Origin of the sequence: Pseudomonas sp. NPDC085632 (assembly GCF_044541255.1) — a bacterium.
Taxonomy (GTDB): domain Bacteria; phylum Pseudomonadota; class Gammaproteobacteria; order Pseudomonadales; family Pseudomonadaceae; genus Aquipseudomonas.
Map to the genome: position 1 here is coordinate 68,823 of NZ_JBITSX010000009.1, position 24,870 is coordinate 93,692.

Below are 24,870 nucleotides of genomic sequence, written 5' to 3' on the forward strand. Positions count from 1 at the left end.
GGAGAATCTCATGAGCGACTTCAACACCCTCGAACTGCAAAGCGACCCACGGGGTTTCGCGACGCTGTGGCTCAACCGCGCCGAAAAGAACAACGCGTTTAACGCCGAGATGATCCGCGAACTGATCCTTGCATTGGACAAAGTCGCCAGCGACGCCAGCCTGCGTTTCCTGCTGGTGCGCGGCCGTGGCAAGCATTTCAGCGCTGGCGCTGACCTGGCGTGGATGCAGCAATCGGCCGAGCTCGACTATCACACCAATCTCGATGACGCCCGCGAACTGGCGGAACTGATGTACAACCTCGCCAAACTGAAAATTCCCACCGTCGCCGTGGTGCAAGGTGCGGCGTTTGGCGGCGCATTGGGGCTGATCAGTTGCTGCGACATGGCGATTGGCGCCGATGATGCGCAGTTCTGCCTGTCGGAAGTGCGCATCGGCCTGGCGCCGGCGGTCATCAGCCCGTTCGTTGTACAGGCTATCGGCGAGCGCGCGGCGCGGCGTTATGCGCTGACCGCCGAACGTTTTGGCGGCCAACGCGCACGGGAAATCGGTTTATTGTCCGAGAGCTATCCAGCCGCCGAACTTGATCAACAAGTCGAACAGTGGATCAACAACCTGTTACTCAACAGCCCCGCCGCCATGCGCGCCAGCAAGGATTTGCTGCGTGAAGTCGGCAATGGCGCGTTAACACCTGCGTTGCGTCGCTACACCGAAAATGCCATCGCCCGTATCCGCGTCAGCCCTGAAGGCCAGGAAGGCTTGCGCGCCTTTCTGCAAAAACGTCCGCCGAGCTGGCAAGCCGCAACCACCACCAAGGAGCCGCGTTGATGAGCGCACCCGTTCTCACCACCCTGCTGGTGGCCAACCGTGGCGAAATCGCTTGCCGCGTGATGCGCACCGCCAAAGCCTTGGGTCTGACCACCGTTGCGGTGCACAGCGCCACCGACCGTGAGGCGCGGCACAGTCGTGAAGCGGACATCCGCGTCGACCTCGGTGGCAGCAAAGCGGCCGACAGTTATCTGCAAATCGACAAATTGATCGCAGCGGCCAAGGCCAGCGGCGCTCAGGCGATTCATCCGGGTTACGGGTTTCTCTCGGAAAACGCCGGCTTCGCCCGCGCCATCGAAGCCGCCGGGCTGATTTTCCTCGGCCCGCCCGCCTCCGCCATCGATGCCATGGGCAGCAAGTCCGCGGCCAAAGCGTTGATGGAAACCGCCGGTGTGCCTTTGGTACCGGGTTATCACGGCGAAGCACAGGATCTCGACACCTTCCGCGATGCCTGCGAACGCATCGGTTATCCGGTGCTGCTGAAAGCCACGGCCGGCGGCGGAGGCAAAGGCATGAAAGTAGTCGAGGACGTCAGCCAACTGGCCGAAGCCCTCGCCTCCGCTCAGCGTGAAGCGCAGTCGTCGTTCGGCGATTCGCGGATGCTGGTGGAGAAATACCTGCTCAAACCGCGTCACGTGGAAATCCAGGTGTTCGCCGATCAACATGGCAACTGCCTGTACCTCAACGAGCGTGATTGCTCGATTCAACGACGCCATCAGAAAGTCGTCGAAGAAGCACCGGCACCGGGCCTGTCCCCGGAACTGCGCCGCGCCATGGGCGAAGCGGCCGTGCGTTCAGCGCAAGCAATCGGCTATGTCGGCGCCGGTACGGTGGAGTTTTTGCTGGATGCGCGCGGCGAATTCTTCTTTATGGAGATGAACACGCGACTACAGGTCGAGCACCCTGTAACCGAGGCCATCACCGGACTGGACCTGGTCGCCTGGCAGATCCGCGTTGCCCGTGGTGAAGCATTGCCGATCACCCAGGATCAAGTGCCATTAAACGGTCATGCGATTGAAGTGCGCTTGTACGCCGAAGACCCTGCGAATGATTTTCTGCCGGCGACCGGGCGTTTGGCGTTGTATCGCGAATCGGCGCAAGGGCCGGGGCGCCGCGTTGATAGCGGGGTCGAAGAAGGCGATGAAATTTCGCCGTTCTACGACCCGATGCTTGGCAAGCTGATTGCCTGGGGCGAGGACCGTGAGCAGGCCAGGTTGCGCTTGTTGAGCATGCTCGACGAGTTTGCGATCGGCGGTTTGAAAACCAACATCAACTTTTTGCGGCGGATCATCGGGCATCCTGCGTTCGCGTCGGGAGAACTGGATACCGGGTTTATTCCGCGTTATCAGGAGCAGTTGCTGCCTGCTCCGAGCGCGTTGAGCGATGCGTTCTGGAACGCGGCTGCTCAGGCGGTGGCGCAGAGCCTGCCGCAGTTGGCACGCCAGGATGACCCTGCTTCGCCATGGTCACTCAACAGCGGTTTGCGTGCGGGACTGCCACGGGAAATCACCCTGCATTTGAGTTGTGAGGGGCAGGATCGCGCTTTGACGTTGCGTGCCGCTGACCACGCCAGACTGGCCGGCGAAGCACTTATCGTCGAGCACGAGGGCATACGTCGTACGTTGCGGGCTATCCGCCAAGGTGATTCGCTTTATTTGCAATGGGAAGGTGAGTTGCGGCGCATCGAGATGCATGACCCGATCAGTGCCGTCGAAGCCAGTCACAGTCATCAGGGTGGCCTGACTGCGCCGATGAATGGCAGCATTGTCCGTGTGCTGGTCGAGGCCGGGCAATCGGTCGAGGCCGGTGCTCAACTGGTGGTGCTGGAAGCAATGAAGATGGAGCACAGCATCCGTGCGCCGCATGCCGGGGTGATCAAAGCACTGTATTGCCAGGAAGGTGAAATGGTTGGCGAAGGCAGCGCTTTGGTTGAACTGGAAGAAGTGTGAATGTAAGGATCGATCCTACGCCTGGCGAGGATCGATCTGACTAGTAACGCGCCGTTGCCTGAACCACAACACCGATGATTCGACACTCATCGGTCAGCAGGGCCTTCGGCCACGTCGGATTGAGCGGCACCAGGTAACGCTGGCCGCCCTCTTCGTCGAGTTTGCGAAAAATCGCTTCAGGACTGTCGGACCACTGGGCGATCACCAGTTTGCCTGGCACCGCCTCCGCTGCCGGGTCGACCAGAATCAGCATGCCTTCGGCGATGCTCTGGCCACTGGGGGCGGTCATTGAATCCCCTGTCACCGTCAACCAGAACGCCGGGCCACGCGCGTGGTAATCCGTCAGTTCGAAACGCTGCTTGCCGGACGCCTTGGCGTAGGACGCCGGATCGTTTTCGCGCACCTCGCACGTCGTCTGCCAATCGCTGACAGGGTAACGGAAGTACGGGTTGTACTTCTGCGCCAGCGGCATCTCGTCTTCCGCCATTGCTTGCGGTTCACGGATCACCAGCACCACTTCGAGGAAATCCATGCCCAGCGCCTGCAACACGCGGTTCATTTCAGTGATGCCGGGTTCGCGACGCTTGTTCAGCCAATGGCCGATCCCGCCCTGGGACATGCCGACGCGCTCTCCGAGCTCTGTTTGAGTGATTTTGAGTTCACTCATCTTGGCCTTGACCAACTCAATCCATTTATCCATGTGCAGCACCTTACGTCGACGCCTTCGGCCAGCAAAACACATATTGTAGTATTTAAATTCTGGTCACAACTACACAGAGTACTATTCTGAAGGCACGGATTTTCAATCGACCAAGGAGTGCCTCTTCATCATGAATATCAGCAGCAAAGACTTGCCCGACCTGCAAATGGACACCACCTTCACCTCGCCCCAAGGGAATGCGGCGGCGCAGCGAGCGCTGGACTATTACTTGAAACCAGCTGTGTCAGAACCGGCGGTCGACGAACGTTTTTTCGATGTCAGGCGCCATCTCAGTGGCGAAGAAGCTCTGGTGCATGCGTCGGACTTGCTGCGCTGTGCAGCGGCCACTGCGTTCAAGGCAGCCGAAAACCTGCAAGGCGCAAGTCGCGATCTGGCGTTTTCAGTGGTGCACATGGTGGATATGGCGCGGGCGATGGTCGACCATTCGCTCGATGGCGATGAAGCCTGAGGAACGGGAGTGCGGACGGACGGGAAAGAATTTTCCCATCGCGCAGATAAAAACATTTGACTTGCAAATGATAATGATTATTATTGCAAGCAGCTGGTCGCGAGATCAGTCGATGGACCAGAGACCTTAGGTCGGTCTTCTGGACTATCTCCTCATCAGGCTAATCACGGTTTTTGACCCGGCTTTTTGCCGGGTCTTTTTTTTGCCCGTTTTTCGGGCTTGTGGCTTCAGGCTAATGAAGTCTTCAGGTGCTGCAAATTCGATGGCGCGGATAATATCAAAAGAATATCGCTTGGCAAGCCGGACCCCGCCACATTGGGGCAAACTAATGACAATTAGCACTTGAGAATCAATCGCACAGTCTCTAAGCTGCTTGCGCGTCATGGAGGACGCCCCCCGCCACACCCCGCAATTCCCCTCGGTTTCAGCCCTGCCTGCGTGTACAGTAACGGCCATAAAAATCATATTCAGGAATCGATTATGACCGTGGCCAAATCTTCGTTCGACATCAGCGCCAACTTCGACAGCGGCAACATCCAAGTCATCGACATCAGCAACCCGCTCAATCCGGTTCTGGCCATTCGCCCGGATACCCGCAGCGCTCATTTTCAGTGGTTCCACTTCAAGGCCAGCGGCCTGCATGTCGGCCAGGAACACTGGTTTCGCCTGAACAACGCTAGTCAATCCACTTATAGCAAGGGCTGGCCCGGTTATCAGGCTGTAGCGTCCTACGATCACGTCAACTGGTTCCGCGTCCCGACTATTTACGAAGGCGACTGCCTGCGCTTTTGCCTCGAAGCTACCCAGACCCATGCTTGGTTCGCCTACTTCGAACCCTACAGCCGTGGTCGTCACGACTGGTTGATCGAGCAGGCGCTGAGCAAGGCCGGCACCGAACTGCTGGCGACCGGCAAGAGTGTCGAAGGTCGTGACATTCAGCTGCTGCGCAAAGGCACCGGCGCCGAAGGCCAGCGCAAAATCTGGATCATCGCGCAGCAACATCCCGGCGAGCACATGGCCGAATGGTTTATGGAGGGAGTGATCGAGCGCCTGGAACGGCACGATGATCCGGTGCTGAACAAGCTGCTCGCCAGTGCCGACCTGTACCTTGTGCCAAACATGAATCCGGACGGCGCGTTCCACGGCCATCTGCGCACCAACGCCATGGGTCAGGATTTGAACCGCGCTTGGCAGAATGCCAGCCAAGAGATCAGCCCCGAAGTGCTTTTCGTCCAACAGCAAATGGAAAAATACGGCGTTGATCTATTCCTGGACGCCCATGGCGATGAAACCATTCCTCACGTATTCACTGCCGGCTGCGAAGGCAATCCGGGCTATACGCCGCGCATCGAGAAGCTCGAAGAACACTTCCGCAGCCACTTGAAACACACCACCAAAGACTTCCAGACCCAGTACGGCTACACCCGCGACGAACCGGGCCAGGCCAACATGACCCTGGCGTGCAACAGCGTCGGGCAAAAATACGACTGCCTGTCGTTGACCCTGGAAATGCCGTTCAAGGATCATGACGACCATCCCGATAAAGTCACCGGTTGGTCGGGCAAACGCTCGAAACAGCTGGGCAAAGATGTGCTGACCACCATCGCTGACATGGTTGATACCCTGCGCTGATCCCCTCCTCCGTCCCGCAAAAGATCGCAGCTTGTCTGCGATCTTTTGCGTTCTGTCATTCGTACTTTCGCGCAAACAGGTTGCAAAATAAAACCCGAATCAATACCGTTAACTAGGTTTTATTTTGAAACCTAAAAGGATGCGGGATATGAAACCTCTTAAAAGCAGCGCCGTTTTGCTTTTCTCTGTGGCCTGCGGTCTGGCCGTGGGCAACGTGTATTACGCACAGCCATTGCTGGACGCCATGGCCGAGGCGTTTGCCCTGTCACCGGCAACCATCGGCATCGTCATCACCCTGACGCAAGTCGGCTACGGCATCGGTCTGGTGCTACTGGTCCCTCTCGGCGACCTGCTCAACCGGCGCAAATTGATCGTCTGCCAAACACTGCTGTCGGCTGTGGCGTTGTTGATGATCGCGCTGGCGCCCAGCAGTGTCTGGCTGCTGCTCGGCATGACGTTGACCGGGCTACTCGCGGTGGTCACGCAGGTGTTGGTGGCTTACGCCGCCACGCTGGCGCTCCCGGCCCAGCGCGGGCGCGTGGTCGGTGTGGTGACCAGCGGCATCGTCGTCGGCATCTTGCTGGCACGCACGGTCGCCGGCGGCATGGCCGATCTGGCTGGGTGGCGAGCGATCTACTTCCTGTCAGCAGGGCTGACACTGTTGATGGCGCTGCTGCTGTTTCGCGTCCTGCCCAAGGATGAATCCCCGCAACCGTCGACGGGCTACATCGCACTGATCGCCTCGGTTTTCAGCCTGTTCAAAGAAGAACCGGTACTGCGCCATCGAGCAATCCTCGCCCTGCTGACCTTCGCCAGCGCGATGGTGCTGTGGACGCCGATGGTGTTGCCTCTGGCCGCGCCGCCACTTTCTTTGTCGCACAGTGAAATCGGACTGTTCGGGTTGGCCGGTGCCGCAGGTGCACTGGCCGCCGCACGCGCCGGGCATCTGGCGGATCGCGGTCTCGGGCAATGGGTCAGCGGTCTTTCGCTGTTGCTGATGCTCGCTTCATGGCTGCCGATCGCCCTCACCCAATCCTCGCTGTGGGCCTTGCTGCTCGGCGTGATCACCCTGGATCTGGGTCTGCAAGCCGTGCATGTCACCAGCCAGAGCATGATTTACGCCGTGCGCCCGCGAGCGCAGAGCCGTCTCACCGCCGGTTACATGTTGTTTTACTCAATCGGCAGCGCGCTGGGTTCAATCGGCTCGACCGCGATGTACGCGTGGGCCGGCTGGATCGGCGTGTGCCTGCTCGGCGCCGGCATCAACGCCATGGCGCTCGCATACTGGTGGCTGACCCTGAAAAGCGGCGCACCGGCACGATGCGCCACTCAAGCGAGTTAACCGCGGTCGCGACCGCGCAACATACTGTCGAGTACCTCGTCGCGGCGGATCCAGCCATGAAACAGCGCCGCTGCCAGGTGCAGCAGCACCGTCAGAAACAACAAATAGGCCAGATATCCGTGAGCCTTGCGCAATAACGCGAACAACTGCGCATCGGCCGGGACAATGGCTGGCAACTGCACCGTTACGCTGAGCATGACCGGCTCACCCGAAGCGCTGATCATCGCCCAGCCCAGCACCGGCAACACCAGCATCAACGCGTACAGCAGCAGATGCGAAGCCTTGGCCGCCATCACCTGCCAACCCGGCAGATCCGCTGGCAACGGTGGTTGGCGAGTCGTTAGCCGCACCAGCAAACGCACAATCACCAACGCCAGAATCGCGATGCCCAGCGGTTTGTGCAGATGGATCAGCCATTCATGTCGCTCGGAAACCGAGGTGACCATACCGGCGCCGATAAACAGCATGGCGATGATCAACACCGCCATCAGCCAATGCAGCAGCCGCGCCAACAGGGCGAAATGCGTCGGTTGAGTTCTCATGGACGAACCTCCTGTTTAGCGGCGGGCAACTGGCTGACTTCGCTGGTGCGACGCAGGTAGGAGTTGGCGTAACCCGCCGAACGGGCTGCCAGCAATGGGTCGTCGGTACCTTGAATCCCGGCCGGCAGCACCAGCGGGTCATAGTTGATGTCACGGCATTCGCCGCTCAGTTGCGGCTGGGTTTTCTCTAGCACCAGCGTGCCCGCGTTCAACACTTTGCGCCCCTCAGGCCAGGTTTTGCTGGCGTCATTTACCGGATCTTCAGGATTGGCCAGGGTGATGTTCAACTGAAAGCGCAGCGATCCTGCGGCCAAACGTTGCACCAGATCCTTCTCGAGAAAGTCGCCGCCCTCAGGCGCAGTGGCGCCCGCCGCATCCCGCGCTAACGGCGTCATGCTCCAGCGTACGGCCTGCTTTTTACCGCTGGCGTCGACCAGATAAAACGCGTTGACGCTGTTATAGGTTTCGGTTGCGTAACTGGCCGAAGGTTTGGCCGTCTTCACCCAGGTCAGAAACGGCACGGCTTCCGGGTGCGAGGCGAAGAATGCCGGCACCTTCGCCGGGTCAGGTTTACCCGTGGCCGGATCCGGCGACTGCGCCTGCTGCAATTGATAAAACGCCTCAGGCGTGCCAACCGGGAACACCGGCATGCTGTTCATCCCGGTGCGCCACTGCTGCCCATTGGCCTGGGTGAACCGCAGCGCCAGACTGCGGATCGGCACACTGCTGTCAGGTGCATACGGATTACCGGCCGGCAGGGCGAATCGTCCGACCACCGGGGTCTGCGGTTCGTTGAACACCTGCGCAGAGGAGAACACCCGCGCCTCGCCACTGCTCTCGAAATGCCCGATCACGCACACGCCTTTGGCGTGGTTGCGGCGAAAACCGGGATGCACACCGTTGTTTTTCTCCAGCACATCGACCAGCGCTTTAGGCGTCAGGCGTTGTGGGTCAAAGTTACCGTGAACGTAGGCAAACGCTCCGGCCACCGCAGCGACTACCACAGCAATGCCGCCCAGACGCAGAATCAGGCTCGCCGCACTCAGTGGCGGGCGCTGCGGCCCGCCGGGCGGTGCAGCATCAGGTGATGAACGATCAACCATGAAAAACTCCAGGGCCATCGGCCACAAGTAGGAAGAATCAGCAAGACGCACCTCGTCCGGGTTTATTCCACGCGACGGTATTTATTTTTCCGAACGTGGAATAACCTCCAGCGACGGGCGTCTCCCTAGTCCACAGCGTAGTGACTAGCAGAATTTCATGAGCGAATTCGACGAACAGTTGAGAGAAATCATTCCCAGATTGCGCCGTTTTGCCGTGTCACTGACACGCAATAGCAGCAGCGCCGACGATCTGGTGCAGGCCAGCCTAGAGCGAGCGCTGTCGAGTTGGGGCGATAAACGCGCCGACGGCGACTTGCGTGCCTGGCTGTTCGCGATCCTGTATCGGCAGTTTCTCGACGCCCATCGCCGCTCCCGACGCTATGCGCGAATGCTCGAATTCTTCACCGGTCGCGACGATGCCGAACCTTCGGTGGAGCGCACCGTCATCGCCCAGTCGACCTTGCAAGCCTTTGACCGTCTGCCCACCGAACAGCGCGCCCTGCTGCTGATGGTCTCGGTGGAAGGCCTTTCCTACAAAGAGGTCGCCGAGATTCTCGGCGCCCCGATCGGCACCGTGATGTCGCGCCTGTCCCGCGCCCGCCAGGCCTTGCGCCAACTCAGCGACGGCGAAATCAGCAGCCCTTCTTTGCGGATAATCAAATGATCAGCCTGCCTCCCAACGAGCGTGACCTGCACGCCTATGTCGACCACCAACTCAGCGATGCCGACCGGCGCGTGCTGGAGACCTGGCTGGCCAGTCACCCGGATGAAGCGGCGCAGGTTCGTGCCTGGCAACAGGATGCCCAGCAGTTGCGTGCGGCACTCAGCGGCGCATTGCAGCAACCGGCCAACCCGGCGCTTGATCCTGCCATGATCCGGCAGCGCCGCCAGCGTCAGTCGCGTCGTCATCTGGCCAGCGCGGCGGTGTTGCTGATCGCGGTCAGCGTCGGCGGATTCAGCGGCTGGCAGGCACGGGAGATGACCCTTGTGCGCCCGTCGATGTTGCCGATGACCGACGCCTTGCAGGCTTATCGGTTGATTGCCCAGCAAGGCATGCTGCCGGCCGATTACAAGGTCGACAGTGACGGCGACATGCAACGCTGGCTTGACCGCTATTTCACCCGGGCCAGTCGCTTGCCCGATTTGAAGGCGGCCGGGTTCGAACCGGTCAGCGGGCGCCTGCTCAGCACCGACGAAGGCCCGGCGGCGATGGTCATGTATGAGGATGGCAGCGGGCACAAGGTGAGTTTCTACGTGCGCCCGCCGGGGCCGAAGAACACCTTTTTGCCCCGGGGAAGCCGCAGTGATGGCGACTTGCAGGCCGATTACTGGTCGGGCGGCGGCTACAACTATGCGATGGTCAGCCCGGTCGATACACCGGCGGCGCAACAGCTGAAGCAATCGCTGCAATTCTGAAAACACCGCTGTTCTATGTAGGAGCTGCGGCACGCTGCGATCTTTTGATCTTGTTCTTAAGGGCAAGATCAAAAGATCGCAGCCTCGTTTCACTCGACAGCTCCCACAAAGGATCTTGTCAGCTCAGAAACCTACGTCGAGCACTACATTGTCCAGATAGGTGCCCGCCGGCGGCGTGGTCTGGTCGGTGTAGATCTTCGCGTTGTAGTTGAAGATCTGGCTGCCCGTGCCCAAGCCGTTACCCGGATTGACCTCGGCGTCGGTACTCGCCCGCCGTGCCGCGCCGACACGGCCCCAACGCGTAGTGCCGGCGCTTTTGAAAATGTCGTAGGCCAGATAATTGCTCCCGGAAATCATCCGGCGCCGGCCGCCGACACTCACCGCGTTCTGCCCGTCGCTCAACCCCACGGTGTAGGCACTGCCCTTGGTGCAAGCCAGATTGATCGTCTGTCCGGTCACCGGCGTAAAAGCACTGACCACCGGCGCACTGCCGAATGCAATGTTCGGCGCAGTAATTGTGCAGTCGTTGGACACTGTCAGATTCACCGTCAACGAAGTCGTGCCGTTGGCGATATCACGCCCGATGCAGATGGCACCGATGCCGATCCCCGAACAGTAATTCCAGTTCCAGAAAATACTCAGGGTCTCGGTATACACCCCGGCGGCGACGTTGCTGCCAATGGTCGTACCGAGATAGAGCGGCACCGTTTTTGGCGTCGTACCGTTGAGCAGGCCCAAGGCATCGATGATGCCGTTGCGCGCAAAGTCATAGGCGGTGCCGCGGGTCAGCGGGTAGCTGGTGCTGTTGTTGGCGTAGACCGTGTAACTGATGACATCGCCGGTCGGCCCGACCAGACCACTCTGAGTCGATGAAACGGTGCCCCAGAAGTGGTCGTTACTGGTCAACAAGGACAACAACGAACCGGTGCAACTCAAACCGGAATTTAGTGTGGAACTGGGCTGCGAAGTCGTGCGCACGGCAATCGAACTGAGCATGCCGAACGCCGCTGGCGTCGTGCTGACCACCGAGCACGCGGCCTGCGCTGCTCCCGGCAGCATCAGCGCCAGCAACAGAAACAATTGCGCGCGAATCATTGACACACCAACGGGCCAAGCAACGGCACTTGATCCTGATTCATATCGACACTGAACTGCGCCTGACAGGTTTTGCCGTCAGCCAGCGTGACTTGCAGCGAGTTCTGCGCCTGCAGGTTTTCCAGGTAGACCAACCCATCCCAACCGACGACCGTTCGCGTGCCGCTCTGCTCGTGCAAAACACCCGCGCCCAGCGGCAGTTCTCGCTGCTGCGCGTCGACCAGCACGATGCTCGCGGCAATCACTCGGGTCAGCGGAAATTCCAGCAGATAACCGCTGCCACGCCTTACAGCGATGCGTTGTTCGACGCTGGGGCTGCGCACGTTGGCCGGCAGATTCAGTGGATCGATCTCATACTTGCCGCGGTAATACGCGCTGCTCCACGGCACCAGCAAATGCCCGTTCTTGTCGGTCTGACCAACCTGCTGGTTTTCGTAACGCACCGGAATGTCGGCGAAGCCATCGGTGCTGACCACCACAAACGCATCGTCGATACGGTTGGCGGCGAACACCTGACGGTCCATCCACACCAGCGAACCACTGGCGTCGGCCCAACGGGTTTCGGCGTCGGAAGTGCCGTAGACACCGGCCTGCAGCTGTACCGATTGCAGGCGCCAGGTGACGTCGGCCTGACGATAATCGGCGCCGTCACCCTTGGCGTAACCCAGATTGAAACCTACGCCGCCCTCGGTCGGCACCGCGCGACTGTAGTTGACCCGCTGCTGGCTCTGCCCGGTTTTGCTGCGTTCGGTGCTGATCGCCAGGCTGCCACGCAAATCAAACGGAATCACCAGTTGCGCCTGCACCGCCCAGTTGCTGTCGCCGATCTCACGGTTGGCCGAGAGGTAGAAACTGCTGTTGCGCCACAGCGGTTTGCTCCAGCTCAGGTTGAGCAGCCGCGTGCGTGAATCGTCCGCCGCGCGCACATCGAAGTAACCGGCGCCGAGGCTGCCCCAGCGGTCGAGGTTAAGGCTCAGGGTCGCTTGCTCACTGCGCCGGCTAAGGCTGATGTACGGGCTGTCGACCACGCTCAGATCAGCGTATTGATCGTGACGTTGCAGCCGCTGATAGGAAAAACTGAAACGCTGGTTGCTGTACTGATAGCCCAGGCTGACCTGGTGACCGCCCTCACCGTCGAAACGGCTTTGGCTCAGCGCACTGTTGAGCACACCAAAGTGACCGAGCTGCCAATTGCCGCCGAGGCCGCCCAGTGTCAGTGAATCGGCCGCTTCGGCATGGCTTTCCAGCGTGAAGCTGTCGCTGATGCCGTAACGCAAGCTGCCGGAGGTGACGCCCGGCCCGTAATTGAAATCCTTCAAAGCGTAGTCGCGGCGCAACGTACCGGCGGCCACGGAAAAATCGCTCAAGCCTTTTTGCAGCAAAGTGCTGGTGACATAGAACGGCACCGTGGTCGAGACCTGCCGCCCGAGCGCATCAGTGGTCACTACGACGGCTTCGCCCGCACCGTTGATGAACGGAATATTGGTCAGCGTGTAAGGCCCGGGCTGCAAGTCTGCGCTGCTGGACTTGTAGCCATTGATGAACAGATCCACCGAGGACGGCACCGCCGCTTCACCGGCAAATTGCGGCAACGGATAGGTCACCAGATCCGGACGCACGGCAAAATCCCGCGAGAACTGCACGCCGCCCAGCCGCACCGAATTGCTCCACGGCAACGCACCGCTGATGACGTCACCGGCCTCGTAGGTGAGCATTCGCTCATCGTCGGAGTAACGCCAGGTGGTGTCGTATCGCAGGTAGCCGTTGTCCAGCGTGTTGAGCGAATCACCGGACAAGGTTTGCCGATACTGCCCGGTGCTGGACAGCGTGCCCCAGCTGTCGAACAGCCGCACTTCGTTCCACGCCGCCAGATAAGTGCCGGCATCGTCGGTGTCGTTGAGGTACAGGTCATAGTTGAACAGCGCGCCGAAACTGCTTAGCGCCGGTGTGCGCGGGTAAGCCTGGCGATTGCCGATGAATTGTTCCGGCAGCCAGTCCGGCGGCACGTCCAGCAGCAGGCGCTGCCCGACGCTGTCGTAATCACTGTGCAGCCCCGCCAGCCTGTCGAGGTCGACCTCGGCACCTAGGCTGTCGGGCAACTTCATGCCGGTTTCGCGCAACGCCGTCGCCGGCACAAACAAGCGCCCGTCGCGCTGCTGCACTGCCACGACACGTCCGGTATTCATCTGGTTGACCACCAGTTCCAGAAACAACTGTGCATCACTCACGGCCTCCATGCCGCTCGGTGGCGGCGGCAGATCGCCGGCCCCGGATGGTTGAACGAACATCAGGCAACACGCACCGGTGATGAGCCACAACGGACGCTGAATACGGCGACCCCGTCCTGGGTTCATACGCGCTTTACGTCCGTCAATGGACTGAATCCTCCTGATACCGCTTTAGCCGCCGCCAGATGTCTGCGCTACGACTCACTCACTTGGCGGGCGTGATGCTCTGCACCTGTGCCGCGCCATTGACTCGTACCTGCAACGCCGAATCATTGGTCAGCGGCGTCGGTGCCGGCCAGCGCATCACCGCGCCGGGCAGCACGTAACCCAACAGCCCTTCGGCCAATGGTTTGCTCTGCCCTGCCTGATTGATTGCCACGTCGGTCAGCCGCGCATGCACCGCGCCCTGATTGCGTACTTCGACATAAGGCTTGCCGTCCACTGCCACCGTGCGCCAGCTCAACTGCGGCAGGCCAACCCCCTTGGGATCGCGCGCGCGGGTGCTGTCTTCTTTGCTCCACAGCCCGGCGCCATAGGCAAACAGCGGCACTGAGTAACGCATCTGGAAGCGGATCGCTGCCGCTGTTTTGCCACCGTCGGTAGTCGCTGGTTGCGCAGAGGGAATTTCGTCGATGATGATTCGGTAGGCCAGTTCCTGCCCCGGCGGAACCTCCTTGGTTCGGGTCAGACGCACCAATTGTTTCTGTCCCGGTTCGATCTTCGCCACCGGTGGGCTGCCAATCACGTCACGCTGGTTCTGGTATTGCTCGGCGAAACCACTCTGGCTCCAGCCGAACACGCGGATCTGCAGATTGGCGGTTTCGCTGCCGCGGTTCTCCAGCCACAGCGCACTGGCCTGTTGATCAGCCTCCAGCACCGGATCGATCGGCCAGATCAGCACCGAACTGGCGGCGTGCACGTTGCTTGCCCCTAGCATGATCAACGCCCACATCGCCCAGCGCACGCGCGAGTGCCGTGACGTAACTGACCCCATAAACCTGCTCCTTGTCGGCCATTCAACTTCGCCTTACCACGACAGCTGCACCTGCAACACGTCGCTGTACGTCCCCCCAGGCTGATTGCCCGGCAATTGCACCTGACCGTAAATCGGCAGGCTGATGTTGTTCGCATCGCCGTAGGCCACCGCCACACTCTGGCCAATGCCCAGGCTTTGGCTGTACGCCGCATCGCGAAACAGCGCATACGCCACCCGCGCGCTGCCGCTGTTGACCTGCATGTGCCGGCCACTGCTGTTGTACTGGCCGCCATCGACGCTCATGTTCAGCGTCACGCCCGGCGTGCATTGCAATTGCACCCCACCGGTCAGTGCGACCTGCACGGTGCCGGTGGCCAGCGCCGAACGTGAACCGAAATTCAGCCCGCCATAATTCGATACCCCGCCCACCACCAGACACCCGGCAGTGACCGTGGCGCTGACCTGAAAGCTCTGGCTGGTCGCGGCGGTCAGCGGCAGCGGTGCACTGCCCGCACAGAGCAGAAGCAGCGCGGCACAGCCATGGCGGCGCATGGCATCAGAACGTCAGTTCAACAGCAACAGTGTCGGTGTAGGTCCCCGCCGGCAAACCGGCCTTGCCCACCGCCTGACCGTAGATGTTCACCGTCTGCGCAACACCGGTGCTGGCGGCAAGGTTGATCGTCCCGTCGATCGCCAGCAGTTGCGAGTGCCCGGCATCGGTATACAAGTCGTACGGCACATAGTTGGCGACCCCGTCATACAAGGCTCGCGTACCACCCGGCGACATGCCGTCATGGGAACCGGCGCGCACCTTGACCGTCGGCGTGGTGCCGCTCGAACACAGGATCGACAGCGCCCCGCCACCGCCGCCCAGCACTTGCCCGGTGGCCGTGGTGAACAGGCTGTTGGCGGTGCCGAAGTTCAACGCACCGAAGTTCAGCCCGGTGGAACCGCCGGCGCCGTTGACCTGACAACTGCTGATCAGAATCAGGCTGGAGGTGATCTGGCCGGTGACCGTGGTGGCGGCGTTGGCACCTGAAACCAGCGCCAGGCCGAGCAGTGACAAACCTATCCTTGATGCAAACGTACGCATGGTGTCCGTCCTCTACGGGGTTACCAGTCGAGCGTCACCGTCAGGGTGTCGGTATAGACCCCTGCCGGTACCGCGCGGGTATTCGCCACCACCGAGCCAAACACCGGAATGGGTATCTGCGCACCGCTGGTGACAGCGAAATTGTGTTGCTGGCCGATGCTGTAGCTCCGGGCGCCGGAGGGATCGACGAACAGCTGATAAGGAAGGGTCTGGCGGCCATTGCTCAGCCGTCGGGTACTGCCGTCACCGTGAGTGCCGCCGTCGATGGTGACGGTGAAACCGGTGACCGAGGGATTGCAGGCGACGTTGAGTGTGCCGCTGCTGTCGCCATCCAGGCTGGCCTTGATCGGTGCATTCCAGGTAGGCCCCTGAAGGCCGAAATCGAGGGTGCCAAGGGCGCTGACCGGGCTGGCGGGGTCACTGGTGTTGGTGACTTCGCAGCCGGCAATCAGGATCAGCCGCGCATTGATCTGCCCGCTCATCGCCGCCAGGGCGTCGTCCGCGAGCAATGCCAGCGTACCTGCCGCCATCACCATCCAGTGTCTGCCTGCCATTGCGTCCGTCCCTGCTCCTTCGCTGATTCAACCACCGCGCTCGTCATTGAACGCCTTCCTTGCGGCACCCGCGTCCACCGGGCGCCTGTATCAATCGCGATCACCAGGTAACCGTTACCTTGACCAGATCCGAATAACGGCTGACTCGTGGCACCTCAGCCAAACGCTCGATCCGCGCATAGAGCGGCAACTCCACTGTGCCGCTGTCCGGTACCCGTCCGCTGACCGGCACATCCACCACCAGCGGTACCCGCCGGGCCGCGTCCTGATACAAGCGATACGGAACAGGTTTGCTGCCGACCGAACCGGCCATGTAGCGGACTTCACCGACACCGCCATGCAAACCGCCGTCGACGCGCATCTGGTATGGCGTGTCCGGGTTGCATTCCAGCCGCGGCAGGCGTTGATTGGTCAACGCGGCGGCCAACGGTCCGGCCGGGTCATCGAGGCGCGCGGTACTGCCGAAGTCGAGCACACCCAACTGCTCGATGCCGGCCTCCCGCTGCTGGCCGACCAATTGGCAGCCGCGCTGCACATCGACGCGCACTTCGACCTGAAGATCCGCCGCATAAACAGGTGCAACGAGTACACCCAGCAGGCCCATGACCACCCGTATATTCACTGCCCCGTTCCTTGTCAGTGATCGCTTGCAACGTCGTTTCTGTGATTGAGGTTAGCAACGGTCGACGATTACGCCAGTCGATTGGATCCACGTATTGTCCGGGATATGTTTCGAAAGGTTGGCAACAGGTCCAGCCATGTCGCTAAAAAAAGCTGTACGAGCCGCACAAATTTGTTCAATAACCGCCCACTGTCGATCTGCCGTGGTGGCTGGCCAGCCGGACGTCTGGTTACACTGTGTCGCCGCGCTCCCGGGAGCCGGTCTTGACGAACACGGAGACGCCCACAGTGCCTGCCCAACCGCCGAAACGATCGCGACTGATCCAGCGCTGGCCGGCGTTGCGCCGCTGGCTCGGCAAGGGTTTGCCGGCCAGTGCCGGGCATGACGCCAGTGCCCAGTCGATCCACGATTACTTCCGGCACAAGGCCTGCGGTCAGGGCTACACCCTCAGCCACAGCCAGCAGCGCGTCATCGATTGCATGGCACAGCAGGCGAGTCTTTTGCTGGTCGCAAGCGCTCACAAACCCCAGAGCCTCTATCTGTTCGGCGCCGTCGGGCGTGGCAAGAGCTGGCTGCTCGATGGTTTCTTTCAGGCCTTGCCGATCACCCAGAAACGACGCCTGCATTTCCATCAGTTCTTCGCGCAATTGCATCAGGGCATGTTCAAACATCGCGAGCAGGACGATGCTCTCGAAGTCACCCTCGACGAACTGCTGCAAGATTGCCGGGTGCTCTGTTTTGACGAGTTTCATGTGCATGACATCGGCGATGCCATGCTCATCACCCGGCTGTTCAAAGCACTGTTCAAGCGGCGGATTCTGCTGCTGGTGACCTCCAACTATGCGCCTGAGGGCCTGCTGCCCAATCCGCTCTATCACGCCCGTTTCATACCTGTGATCGAACTGATCAATACGCGCATGCAGGTGATGGAAGTCGGCGGCCCGCACGATTACCGCAGCCAGGCACGTCACTCCGCTCACCAGATGTTCACCCAGGGCCATTACGTGTGGCCGGCCACGCCAGCACAACGCGCGGCACTGGACCTGCCGTCTGCAAACGCGCCGGTGGTCAAGTTATCGATTGGCTCCCGACTGTTTCAGGCTCGGTTGCGTGAAGAACGGCGCGTCGGTTTTACCTTCAACGAGCTGTGTGAACAGCCAACGGCGGTCATGGATTATCTGGAACTGTGTCGACGTTTCGACCGCTGGATCATTGATGATCTACCAGAGCTGGGGGAATGCTCGATCGCCGCGCAACAACGCTTCATCAACCTGATCGACGTGCTGTACGACCAGGACAAGCATCTGACGCTGCTCGGTCGACTGCCCTTGCACGAAAGCCTGGACGGCCATGTCATTGACCTGGCGCGCACGCGCAGCCGGTTGGGGCAGTTGCAAGAGATGCACAACGACGACTGACCACACCGGCTTTTAGGGTGTATTCAGCATCCGGCTCCATTCCAGACGCCGCTTTGCCGTTATCATGTCGACCATTCCCAGCGCCCCAGCGTCGCTCCACTGAACAACAGCGAACACAAACATGCACACCCTTGCTCAATTACGCGCCGGCGAGTTGTCGGGCATTACGCGACTGGATCTGTCTTGTGGCCTGACCGAGTTCCCGCGCGAGATTTTCGATCTGGCCGACACTCTGGAAATCCTTAACCTCAGCGGCAACGCCCTGAGCAGCCTGCCGGATGACTTGCATCGTCTGACGCGCCTGCGCGTGCTGTTCTGTTCCGACAACCCGTTCACCGAACTGCCGGCCTGCCTTGGCCAATGCGCTGCGCTGACAATGATCGGCTTCAGGGCCAATCGCATCGTCAACGTCCCCGCTGCAGCTCTGCCGCCGCAGCTGCGCTGGCTGATCCTGACCGACAACTGCATCGAAAGCCTGCCGGGCGAACTCGGGGAGCGCCCTGCCCTGCAAAAACTCATGCTGTCCGGCAATCGCCTGCAAGCGCTGCCGCCCTCGCTGAGCAACTGCCATCGACTGGAGCTGCTGCGCATTGCCGCCAACCGCCTGAGCGAACTGCCGCAGTGGCTGCTCGCTCTGCCGAGCCTGACGTGGCTGGCCTACGCCGGTAATCCGCTGGAAACCGAGGCAGACGCCGCCGCGCTGGAAGCGACGCCGCACATCCCTTGGTCTGCACTGCGTCTGGAGCAACGGCTGGGTGAAGGGGCTTCGGGAGTGATTTCCCGGGCGAGCTGGCAACGCGACGATGACTCCGTCACGCCGGTCGCGGTGAAATTGTACAAAGGTGAAATGACCAGCGACGGCTCACCGCTGCACGAAATGAATGCCTGTATCACCGCCGGCCTGCATCCCAATCTGATCCGTGTCGAAGGGCGCATCAGTGGTCATCCCGACGGCCAGCAAGGCTTGGTGATGCAGTTGATCGACCCGTCCTTCCGCAACCTCGCCGACCTGCCAAGCCTGGATTCCTGTTCGCGAGACGTTTACACCGATGATTGCCGGTTCAGTGCCGAGGTTGCGCTGAACATTGCCAAAGGCATCGCCTCGGCGGCAGAACACTTGCATCGGCAAGGCATCACCCACGGCGATCTCTACGGGCACAACATTCTGTTGAATGGGCACGGCGATTGCCTGCTCGGGGATTTTGGCGGGGCGTCGTTCCACGCGGTTGCCGACACAGCAGAAACACGGGCGTTGCAACGTATTGAAGTGCGCGCGTTCGGGATTTTGCTGGGGGAATTGCTGGCACGCATCGACTCGGGGTTGCGCGATGAGTTGCGTGCGGTGCTTGAAGAGCTGGAGCGGCGTTGCTGTCAGGCGGATGTGCTGGCGCGGCCGGGATTCGGAGAGGTCATCAAGCAACTTGAAAATCTGTGACCGCTGCGCGGTCAATCGCTAGCAGGCTAGCTCCCACACTGGATCTGTGGTGTTCACAAGTCCCCTGTGGGAGCCAGCCTGCTAGCAATGAGGCCATCACTGACGCAGTCGATCAGCCCGCCAGGCCAACAAACATGTCCTGCACGTCATCATGGTTGTCGAGGCCTTCGAGGAACGCTTCAACCTCTGCCATCTGCTCGTCGCTCAAACCGCTGACCGGGTTCTTCGGCTGATAGCCCAGCTTGGCCGACAGCACGGTGAAACCTTGTTCTGGCAGTGCTTTCTGCACCGAATCCAGATCGGTAGGGTCGGTCACGAACAGCGTTGCGCCGTCTTCGCCCGGCTCGAAATCCTGAGCACCGGCTTCGATCGCAGCCATTTCCGGATCGGCGTCCGGGGTGTCCGGCGAGGCTTCGATCATACCGACGTGGTTGAAGTCCCAGGCGACGGAGCCGGAAGCCCCCAGTTGGCCTTTACGGAACGCCACGCGGATTTCCGCGACGGTACGGTTGATGTTGTCGGTCACGCACTCGACGATCAGCGGCACCTGGTGCGGTGCGAACCCTTCGTAGGTCACGCGATGGTATTGCACGGTTTCACCCAGCAGACCGGCGCCTTTCTTGATCGCGCGATCCAGGGTTTCTTTTGGCATCGAGGCTTTCTTGGCCTGTTCGACCACCAGACGCAGGTGCGCGTTGGTGGCGGTATCGGCACCGTTGCGGGCAGCAATGGTAATTTCCTTCACCAGTTTGCCGAAGATCTTGCCCTTGGCGTTGGATGCCGCTTCTTTGTGTTTAACCTTCCACTGTGCGCCCATTACTCACTCTCTTGATCTGTGGCGCCGAGACATCTATTGGCCGACGCGTGGCGCCAAGTTTATACGGCCTAAAGTCGGCAATCGACCAAAAAAACGCAACGTGGAATCGACATCTTCACCAGAACTTGTAGGGCGATTCTGAAAAACGGCTTTGACATGACCATTCAACGCCGCGGTTTCGTACCCTCTCAGGCCCGTATTGCCTGACAGAGCCCGTTCGAATGCTCAACGACAAGGAAAGTCCTTTTACCCTGACCCTGACCGACAGCGGTCTGTGCCTGCCAGTGGTGCGCTTTCACGGCGAGGAAGCGCTCAACCAGCCCTACCGTTTCGACATCGAACTGATCGGTCTGGCCCCCGCCGTGGCGCCGGGTACATTCCTGCACCAACCGGCCTACCTGCGCCTGGACGACCATCATGGGATTCACGGCATGATCGACAGTGCCAGTTGCGAACATCGAGGCACACACCGGATCGGCTATCGACTGACGGTTGTGCCGCGCTTGCAGAGGCTGGCCCAGCCGAGCAAACGGCGCGTGTTCGTGCAACTGAGCGTGCCGCAGATCCTTCAGCAATTGCTCACGGAAAATGCCTTGCCCGTTGAGGGCTACCGGATTGAAATGAGCGTCGGGCAATACCCGATCCGGCCGTTTTGCATCCAGTACGAAGAAAGCGATCTGGCGCTGCTGGACAGGCTTTGCGAAGAGGAAGGCATTCACTATCACTTCGAACACCGGGTGGACGGGCACATTGTCGTGTTTGCCGATGACAGCCTGAGCTTGCCGCAAGTGCCGGTGCTGGTTGCGTTCAAGGCTTGCGAGCAAACGCCCTCCCCCAGCGTCAGTGTGCTGTACCAGCATTACCACGCTGCGCCCATCGCCACGCTGCCTGCGGTGCGTAATCGAGGGCAGCAGGCGATCAGCAACGATGCCGCCAACCACATCACGGCAAATCCCCTGCCGCCGATACCTTCTCTCGAACAACGTCACCACGAACAGCGCAGCCGTCGACATCTGGAACGGCAACGCTGCCAGCATCGCACGATCAACGGCCGCTCTGACCGGGTTGGCTTGTTCAGTGGGCATCTGCTGCAAGTGTCGGCGCATCCGATCAGCCATTTCAACGAACAATGGCGACTCACTTCAATACGCCATCATGGGCAACATCCGTCGATTCTGGATCCGACACCGCCTCAGCGCCGCTACCACAACGATTTCACCGCCCAGCCCTGGTCGACCGACTATCGTCCAGCGCTCAAACAAACCCGCCCAACCATCGCCGGGTATCACCTGGCACAGGTGCTCGGACCGACCGGGCAACCGGCGTGGCTCGATGAACAAGGTCGAGTCGCCGTCAGGCTGTGGCCCGCGGAACAACCGCAAACACTTGATAGCGTCGCGGTCTGGCTGCCCATCGCCATGACGCGAGCCAATGGTCGATTCGCACTGGACGAACTGCCCTGCGCCGGCAGCGAAGTGTGGGTGAGTTTCCTCGACAGCGACCCGGACCGACCCATTCTCTGTCTGGGCAACTCACACAATCCAACGCCTCGCGAACCACCGACGGCACGCGACAACGACTTGTTGCTCGACTGGCTGCTCAACAGCGACGCCCGCTGATCCCTCTGCATCAACACGCCGTGGTTCAACCTTTGTCTGCCTTGCCTGCCGCTGCGGCGAATTTGGCCAGACGTACGTCGAGATGCCGGGGTCGCCGTCCATGATCCTCGGCGCGCTCCTTGCGGCGGATGGCGTTGCGCACCATCAGCGAGCCGAAGTAACGGATCGGCTCCGGCGGGAAGTAGCCCAGCGGCCCGTTGACCAGCGGCGAACGCGTCCATGGATTGTCCAGGCCTTGCACCAGCGAAGCGAGAATCTGCCCGCCCATATGACACGGGCCGACGCCGCTGCCCGAATAGCCGAAACCGTAAAACACGTTGCCGGCGCTGCTCATCTGGCCGAAGAACGGCAAACCGGTGACCGAGCGATCCGACGGGCCGTTCCAGGTGGCATCGACTTTCACCTCGGCAAACGCCGGGAAAAAGTCCGCGAGACTGTTTTTGAGCAGGCTGGCATACGGCGACGGCTGATCGAACACCGGCAGCATGCGCCCGCCAAACGCGAAGGTGTTGCCACCCTTGCCGAGCATGATCCGGCCGTCCGGGGTGTTGTGGTAGTAGTGCACGAAAATCCGCGAATCGAGCACGGTGACGCCACTGGTCAAACCGATTGCCTGCAAAAGATCCGGGCGCGGTTCGGTGATCAGCATGTCACTGGAAACGATCGCCACACTGCGTTCAAACTGCGGGAAGGCACGGGCCATCCACGCGTTCATCGCCAGCACCACGCGATCGGCGATCACCGTGCCATGCGGCGTCTGCAAGCGTGCCGGGCGTCCCTCTTCCAGACCGGTCATCGCTGTGCTTTCGTGAATTTTCACGCCCAGTTGCAACGCCACTCGACGCAAGCCACGCACCAGTTTGCCCGGCTGCACACTGGCCGCTGCCGGCGAGAACCAGCCTTCCAGATGCTTGCTCGAACCGGCCATGCGCTGCACATCAGCCAGCGGACGCTGGGTGAACGAGTTGATGCCATTACGCTCCAGCGCCGCGATCACCGCATCGGTCGAGCCAACTTGCGCGCGGTTGGTCGCGGTGTACAGCGTACCGTCGAGGCGGTAGTCGGCATCGATGCCGTACTGCTCACAGAACTCGCCGATCACATGGATGCTGCATTCCGATTCCTTGACCAGACGTACCGCTTCCTCGACGCCAAACAAGCGCTCAAGGGTGAAATATTTCGCTGACCACGACAGCGCACATCCGCCATTTCGGCCGCTGGCGCCGGCGCCGCAGATGTCCGCTTCGATCAGCAACACATCGAGTTCGGGGTTCTGTTGCTTGAGCATGATCGCCGTCCACAACCCGGTGTAGCCGCCGCCGACGATGCACACATCGGCGCGGACTTCGCCGTGCAACGGCGGGCAGGTTTCAGACGTATCGGCCTGCAAGGCCTGCTCCAGCCAAAACGGTCTCATGGGGTTTCTCCAAGTCAGATGGCCACGACCCAGCCTGCCGCGAGCGCCGCAGCAGGCCGCGAGGCACAGGGTTTCAGGAACGCAGAGGTTTGATCGTCAGCGGGCAATTGGGGATCGCGGCGCGCGGTTCCATCACGCCGACCGGGCGGCTGTTCCAGTGTGGGATCAACACCAGCGCCGAGAACAGCGCGCAGCCGGCGAAGACGATGAACACCGTCACCGAATCGAAGTAACCCGGCAGCAAACCGCCGAGGACCGCGCCGACCGAGCCGCAGCCGTTAACGAACCCGGCCGCCGTGGCGCCGGCCTTGGCTTTGCCGAAGTCGATTGCAGCGGCGCCGCTGATCATTGAATCCGGGCCGTACAGGGTCAGGCCCATGACGAACAGCAGCGCAACCACCAGCAAGACACTGCCGGTGTGCAGCGCGCCCATGAACAGCGCCAGCGTCACGGTCAGCGCCAACAGGCTCAACACGCAGGCCGGCATGCGGCGCGCACCAAAGAGCTTGTCCGAGGCCAGGCCGATCAGGATCGGCCCGAGCAATCCGGCCAGCTCGAACGAGGTGGGAATGATCGCTGCGCCGACCTTGCCGACACTCGGCATCTGTTCAAAAACAATCACCGGCCCCCACAACAGAATCGCGTAACGCGCCGGTTTCAACATGAAATACGCCAGACCCAGTACGAGCACCGTGCGGTTACGCAGGATTTCCTTCAACGGCTCCCAGACGCTGAGCTTGCTGTTGGCTTCGGTTTCTTCCGCGGTCAGTTCCGGCTCTGGCTCGACCGCCGGCAAGCCGACGTCTTCCGGTTTGTTGCGCTGGAAGATAAAGAACAACACCGCCACCACGGCAACCACCACCGCGCTGGAAATGAACGCCGCATGCCAGGTGCCCATCAAGGTATACGCCCACCAACCCGCGAAGGGCGACGCCACCAGACCACCAAACGCGTAGCAGGAACTCCACAACCCCAGCACCCGCCCGCGTTGTTGGGAAGGAAAGAAACTGCCGAGGTTTTTGCACAATCCCGACCACCCGGTGGACTGCGCCAGGCCCTGAATCAACATACAAGTCGCGAAGATCGGCAACGTGGCGTAACTGCCCATCACCAGCGCCGCTGCGGCAGAAATCAGCAAGCCACCGAGCACCACGACCCGTGGGCCAAAACGGTCGGCGAGCATGCCCCAGGTGAACTGGCCGAGGGCGTAAGCCGCCAGATAGATCGCGTCGAGATTGGCCATGGCCATTTTGTCGAGCATGAAAGTCGGGTCTTCGGCGATGCCGAGCTTGGCCACCGAAAACGCTTTGCGGGTGAAGTAGAACGCGGCGTACGCCAGCCAGGTAATCGCGAAAATCTGCATGCGCCAACGCGCAATGGTGCCGATGTGCTTGTTCATGGTGGTTCTGACCTCAGGGTGTGAGTGTGCCGGCAGAATCGTTAAGAAAAACGCCTGTGTTTTTATTGTTGAGCACTGCGATATCACCTGGTCCCTACGGCGATATCGGTCAGATGAGTCCTGTTGATGCACGCACAGGCTCATGGCCACCATGCTGCCCGAGCGGGCAGCCAGCGATGGCGTGAGCTGATCAAAGCAATTACTGTTTAATAAATAAA

Annotated in this window: 24 protein-coding genes; 10 read left to right on the top strand and 14 right to left on the bottom strand. The window is 60.8% G+C overall.

Annotation, left to right across the window (positions count from 1 at the left end; all coding sequences use genetic code 11):
* Positions 1-10 precede the first annotated feature (10 nt).
* Entirely contained in the window at positions 11-826 is an 816-nt protein-coding gene (locus tag ACIF4X_RS09645; RefSeq protein WP_099756674.1) for a gamma-carboxygeranoyl-CoA hydratase, read from the top strand.
* Positions 826-2,775, top strand: coding sequence for an acetyl/propionyl/methylcrotonyl-CoA carboxylase subunit alpha (locus ACIF4X_RS09650; protein WP_397481936.1), 1,950 nt, complete (start codon positions 826-828; stop codon positions 2,773-2,775). Before ACIF4X_RS09645 ends, ACIF4X_RS09650 begins: the two co-directional genes overlap by 1 nt.
* Before the next feature lie 40 nt (positions 2,776-2,815).
* Here ACIF4X_RS09650 and ACIF4X_RS09655 read toward each other — a convergent pair whose 3' ends face one another.
* Positions 2,816-3,475: a LexA family protein gene (locus tag ACIF4X_RS09655; protein WP_397481937.1), complete on the bottom strand. Its 660-nt coding sequence runs from the start codon at positions 3,473-3,475 to the stop codon at positions 2,816-2,818.
* Between the two features lie 130 nt (positions 3,476-3,605).
* On the opposite strand from ACIF4X_RS09655, the gene ACIF4X_RS09660 reads away from it, so the two are divergent.
* On the top strand, positions 3,606-3,944 hold the full coding sequence (locus tag ACIF4X_RS09660) for a DUF6124 family protein (protein ID WP_116030176.1): 339 nt from the start codon (positions 3,606-3,608) through the stop codon (positions 3,942-3,944).
* A 144-nt stretch (positions 3,945-4,088) separates the two neighbouring features.
* Here the strand turns inward: ACIF4X_RS09660 and ACIF4X_RS09665 are convergent, their stop codons facing one another.
* Positions 4,089-4,328 carry a hypothetical protein gene (locus tag ACIF4X_RS09665; RefSeq protein WP_397481938.1) on the bottom strand — a complete coding sequence of 80 codons (240 nt, stop codon included), beginning with the start codon at positions 4,326-4,328 and terminating at the stop codon, positions 4,089-4,091.
* Positions 4,329-4,424: 96 nt separating this feature from the next.
* Between ACIF4X_RS09665 and ACIF4X_RS09670 the strand changes: the two genes are divergently transcribed.
* Positions 4,425-5,576, top strand: coding sequence for a M14-type cytosolic carboxypeptidase (locus ACIF4X_RS09670; protein WP_397481939.1), 1,152 nt, complete (start codon positions 4,425-4,427; stop codon positions 5,574-5,576).
* 148 nt (positions 5,577-5,724) lie between these two features.
* Complete coding sequence (locus tag ACIF4X_RS09675) at positions 5,725-6,918, top strand: MFS transporter (protein WP_397481940.1); 1,194 nt, start codon at positions 5,725-5,727, stop codon at positions 6,916-6,918.
* On the opposite strand, the gene ACIF4X_RS09680 is transcribed toward ACIF4X_RS09675, so the two are convergent.
* Both ACIF4X_RS09680 and ACIF4X_RS09685 read right to left on the bottom strand, forming a co-directional pair.
* Positions 6,915-7,460, bottom strand: coding sequence for a cytochrome b (locus ACIF4X_RS09680; protein ID WP_397481941.1), 546 nt, complete (start codon positions 7,458-7,460; stop codon positions 6,915-6,917). The two genes, ACIF4X_RS09675 and ACIF4X_RS09680, sit on opposite strands and share 4 nt — an antisense overlap.
* Positions 7,457-8,563, bottom strand: a complete 1,107-nt coding sequence (locus ACIF4X_RS09685) for a catalase family peroxidase (protein WP_397481942.1) — start codon at positions 8,561-8,563, stop codon at positions 7,457-7,459. The genes ACIF4X_RS09680 and ACIF4X_RS09685 overlap by 4 nt, the downstream gene beginning before the upstream one ends.
* 157 nt (positions 8,564-8,720) lie before the next feature.
* Here ACIF4X_RS09685 and ACIF4X_RS09690 point away from each other — a divergent pair, with 157 nt between their 5' ends.
* Both ACIF4X_RS09690 and ACIF4X_RS09695 read left to right on the top strand, forming a co-directional pair.
* Positions 8,721-9,227, top strand: a complete 507-nt coding sequence (locus ACIF4X_RS09690; RefSeq protein WP_397481943.1) for a sigma-70 family RNA polymerase sigma factor — start codon at positions 8,721-8,723, stop codon at positions 9,225-9,227.
* The gene (locus tag ACIF4X_RS09695; protein ID WP_397481944.1) at positions 9,224-9,979 is read left to right on the top strand and encodes an anti-sigma factor family protein; all 756 of its coding nucleotides are present in this window, start codon (positions 9,224-9,226) and stop codon (positions 9,977-9,979) included. The genes ACIF4X_RS09690 and ACIF4X_RS09695 overlap by 4 nt, the downstream gene beginning before the upstream one ends.
* 123 nt (positions 9,980-10,102) lie before the next feature.
* Here the strand turns inward: ACIF4X_RS09695 and ACIF4X_RS09700 are convergent, their stop codons facing one another.
* From ACIF4X_RS09700 to ACIF4X_RS09730, 7 genes are all read right to left on the bottom strand, one after another.
* Positions 10,103-11,074 (bottom strand): spore coat protein U domain-containing protein, encoded by a 972-nt coding sequence (locus tag ACIF4X_RS09700; RefSeq protein ID WP_397481945.1) that lies wholly within the window; start codon positions 11,072-11,074, stop codon positions 10,103-10,105.
* Positions 11,071-13,428 (bottom strand): fimbria/pilus outer membrane usher protein, encoded by a 2,358-nt coding sequence (locus ACIF4X_RS09705; RefSeq protein ID WP_397481946.1) that lies wholly within the window; start codon positions 13,426-13,428, stop codon positions 11,071-11,073. Before ACIF4X_RS09705 ends, ACIF4X_RS09700 begins: the two co-directional genes overlap by 4 nt.
* Positions 13,429-13,507: 79 nt before the next feature.
* Entirely contained in the window at positions 13,508-14,296 is a 789-nt protein-coding gene (locus ACIF4X_RS09710; protein ID WP_397481947.1) for a molecular chaperone, read from the bottom strand.
* 33 nt (positions 14,297-14,329) lie between these two features.
* A complete protein-coding gene (locus tag ACIF4X_RS09715) occupies positions 14,330-14,830 on the bottom strand; it encodes a spore coat U domain-containing protein (protein ID WP_397481948.1) in 501 nt (166 codons plus the stop codon).
* Between the two features lie 4 nt (positions 14,831-14,834).
* A complete protein-coding gene (locus ACIF4X_RS09720; RefSeq protein WP_277758475.1) occupies positions 14,835-15,371 on the bottom strand; it encodes a spore coat protein U domain-containing protein in 537 nt (178 codons plus the stop codon).
* A gap of 20 nt (positions 15,372-15,391) precedes the next feature.
* Positions 15,392-15,925 (bottom strand): spore coat U domain-containing protein, encoded by a 534-nt coding sequence (locus ACIF4X_RS09725; RefSeq protein WP_397481949.1) that lies wholly within the window; start codon positions 15,923-15,925, stop codon positions 15,392-15,394.
* Between the two features lie 100 nt (positions 15,926-16,025).
* Complete coding sequence (locus tag ACIF4X_RS09730; protein WP_397482007.1) at positions 16,026-16,529, bottom strand: spore coat U domain-containing protein; 504 nt, start codon at positions 16,527-16,529, stop codon at positions 16,026-16,028.
* 305 nt (positions 16,530-16,834) lie between these two features.
* On the opposite strand from ACIF4X_RS09730, the gene zapE reads away from it, so the two are divergent.
* Entirely contained in the window at positions 16,835-17,965 is a 1,131-nt protein-coding gene (gene zapE / locus ACIF4X_RS09735) for a cell division protein ZapE (protein WP_397481950.1), read from the top strand.
* 121 nt (positions 17,966-18,086) lie between these two features.
* Complete coding sequence (locus tag ACIF4X_RS09740; RefSeq protein WP_397481951.1) at positions 18,087-19,400, top strand: leucine-rich repeat-containing protein kinase family protein; 1,314 nt, start codon at positions 18,087-18,089, stop codon at positions 19,398-19,400.
* A 112-nt stretch (positions 19,401-19,512) separates the two neighbouring features.
* Here ACIF4X_RS09740 and ACIF4X_RS09745 read toward each other — a convergent pair whose 3' ends face one another.
* Positions 19,513-20,217, bottom strand: coding sequence for a YebC/PmpR family DNA-binding transcriptional regulator (locus ACIF4X_RS09745; protein ID WP_397481952.1), 705 nt, complete (start codon positions 20,215-20,217; stop codon positions 19,513-19,515).
* Positions 20,218-20,438: 221 nt separating this feature from the next.
* Between ACIF4X_RS09745 and ACIF4X_RS09750 the strand changes: the two genes are divergently transcribed.
* The gene (locus tag ACIF4X_RS09750; RefSeq protein WP_397481953.1) at positions 20,439-21,836 is read left to right on the top strand and encodes a type VI secretion system Vgr family protein; all 1,398 of its coding nucleotides are present in this window, start codon (positions 20,439-20,441) and stop codon (positions 21,834-21,836) included.
* Between the two features lie 25 nt (positions 21,837-21,861).
* Here ACIF4X_RS09750 and ACIF4X_RS09755 read toward each other — a convergent pair whose 3' ends face one another.
* Both ACIF4X_RS09755 and ACIF4X_RS09760 read right to left on the bottom strand, forming a co-directional pair.
* Complete coding sequence (locus tag ACIF4X_RS09755; protein ID WP_397481954.1) at positions 21,862-23,253, bottom strand: FAD-dependent oxidoreductase; 1,392 nt, start codon at positions 23,251-23,253, stop codon at positions 21,862-21,864.
* A 73-nt stretch (positions 23,254-23,326) separates the two neighbouring features.
* A complete protein-coding gene (locus ACIF4X_RS09760; protein WP_397481955.1) occupies positions 23,327-24,652 on the bottom strand; it encodes an MFS transporter in 1,326 nt (441 codons plus the stop codon).
* Positions 24,653-24,870: the final 218 nt, after the last annotated feature.

Excerpts from the sequence above, each read along its gene's own strand:
- ACIF4X_RS09645 (WP_099756674.1), top strand. The coding sequence starts at position 11 with ATGAGCGACTTCAACACCCTCGAACTGCAAAGCGACCCACGGGGTTTC.
- ACIF4X_RS09650 (WP_397481936.1), top strand. The coding sequence starts at position 826 with ATGAGCGCACCCGTTCTCACCACCCTGCTGGTGGCCAACCGTGGCGAA.
- ACIF4X_RS09655 (WP_397481937.1), bottom strand. The coding sequence starts at position 3,475 with ATGGATAAATGGATTGAGTTGGTCAAGGCCAAGATGAGTGAACTCAAA.
- ACIF4X_RS09660 (WP_116030176.1), top strand. The coding sequence starts at position 3,606 with ATGAATATCAGCAGCAAAGACTTGCCCGACCTGCAAATGGACACCACC.
- ACIF4X_RS09665 (WP_397481938.1), bottom strand. The coding sequence starts at position 4,328 with ATGACGCGCAAGCAGCTTAGAGACTGTGCGATTGATTCTCAAGTGCTA.
- ACIF4X_RS09670 (WP_397481939.1), top strand. The coding sequence starts at position 4,425 with ATGACCGTGGCCAAATCTTCGTTCGACATCAGCGCCAACTTCGACAGC.
- ACIF4X_RS09675 (WP_397481940.1), top strand. The coding sequence starts at position 5,725 with ATGAAACCTCTTAAAAGCAGCGCCGTTTTGCTTTTCTCTGTGGCCTGC.
- ACIF4X_RS09680 (WP_397481941.1), bottom strand. The coding sequence starts at position 7,460 with ATGAGAACTCAACCGACGCATTTCGCCCTGTTGGCGCGGCTGCTGCAT.
- ACIF4X_RS09685 (WP_397481942.1), bottom strand. The coding sequence starts at position 8,563 with ATGGTTGATCGTTCATCACCTGATGCTGCACCGCCCGGCGGGCCGCAG.
- ACIF4X_RS09690 (WP_397481943.1), top strand. The coding sequence starts at position 8,721 with ATGAGCGAATTCGACGAACAGTTGAGAGAAATCATTCCCAGATTGCGC.
- ACIF4X_RS09695 (WP_397481944.1), top strand. The coding sequence starts at position 9,224 with ATGATCAGCCTGCCTCCCAACGAGCGTGACCTGCACGCCTATGTCGAC.
- ACIF4X_RS09700 (WP_397481945.1), bottom strand. The coding sequence starts at position 11,074 with ATGATTCGCGCGCAATTGTTTCTGTTGCTGGCGCTGATGCTGCCGGGA.
- ACIF4X_RS09705 (WP_397481946.1), bottom strand. The coding sequence starts at position 13,428 with ATGAACCCAGGACGGGGTCGCCGTATTCAGCGTCCGTTGTGGCTCATC.
- ACIF4X_RS09710 (WP_397481947.1), bottom strand. The coding sequence starts at position 14,296 with ATGGGGTCAGTTACGTCACGGCACTCGCGCGTGCGCTGGGCGATGTGG.
- ACIF4X_RS09715 (WP_397481948.1), bottom strand. The coding sequence starts at position 14,830 with ATGCGCCGCCATGGCTGTGCCGCGCTGCTTCTGCTCTGTGCGGGCAGT.
- ACIF4X_RS09720 (WP_277758475.1), bottom strand. The coding sequence starts at position 15,371 with ATGCGTACGTTTGCATCAAGGATAGGTTTGTCACTGCTCGGCCTGGCG.
- ACIF4X_RS09725 (WP_397481949.1), bottom strand. The coding sequence starts at position 15,925 with ATGGCAGGCAGACACTGGATGGTGATGGCGGCAGGTACGCTGGCATTG.
- ACIF4X_RS09730 (WP_397482007.1), bottom strand. The coding sequence starts at position 16,529 with ATGGGCCTGCTGGGTGTACTCGTTGCACCTGTTTATGCGGCGGATCTT.
- ACIF4X_RS09740 (WP_397481951.1), top strand. The coding sequence starts at position 18,087 with ATGCACACCCTTGCTCAATTACGCGCCGGCGAGTTGTCGGGCATTACG.
- ACIF4X_RS09745 (WP_397481952.1), bottom strand. The coding sequence starts at position 20,217 with ATGGGCGCACAGTGGAAGGTTAAACACAAAGAAGCGGCATCCAACGCC.
- ACIF4X_RS09750 (WP_397481953.1), top strand. The coding sequence starts at position 20,439 with ATGCTCAACGACAAGGAAAGTCCTTTTACCCTGACCCTGACCGACAGC.
- ACIF4X_RS09755 (WP_397481954.1), bottom strand. The coding sequence starts at position 23,253 with ATGAGACCGTTTTGGCTGGAGCAGGCCTTGCAGGCCGATACGTCTGAA.
- ACIF4X_RS09760 (WP_397481955.1), bottom strand. The coding sequence starts at position 24,652 with ATGAACAAGCACATCGGCACCATTGCGCGTTGGCGCATGCAGATTTTC.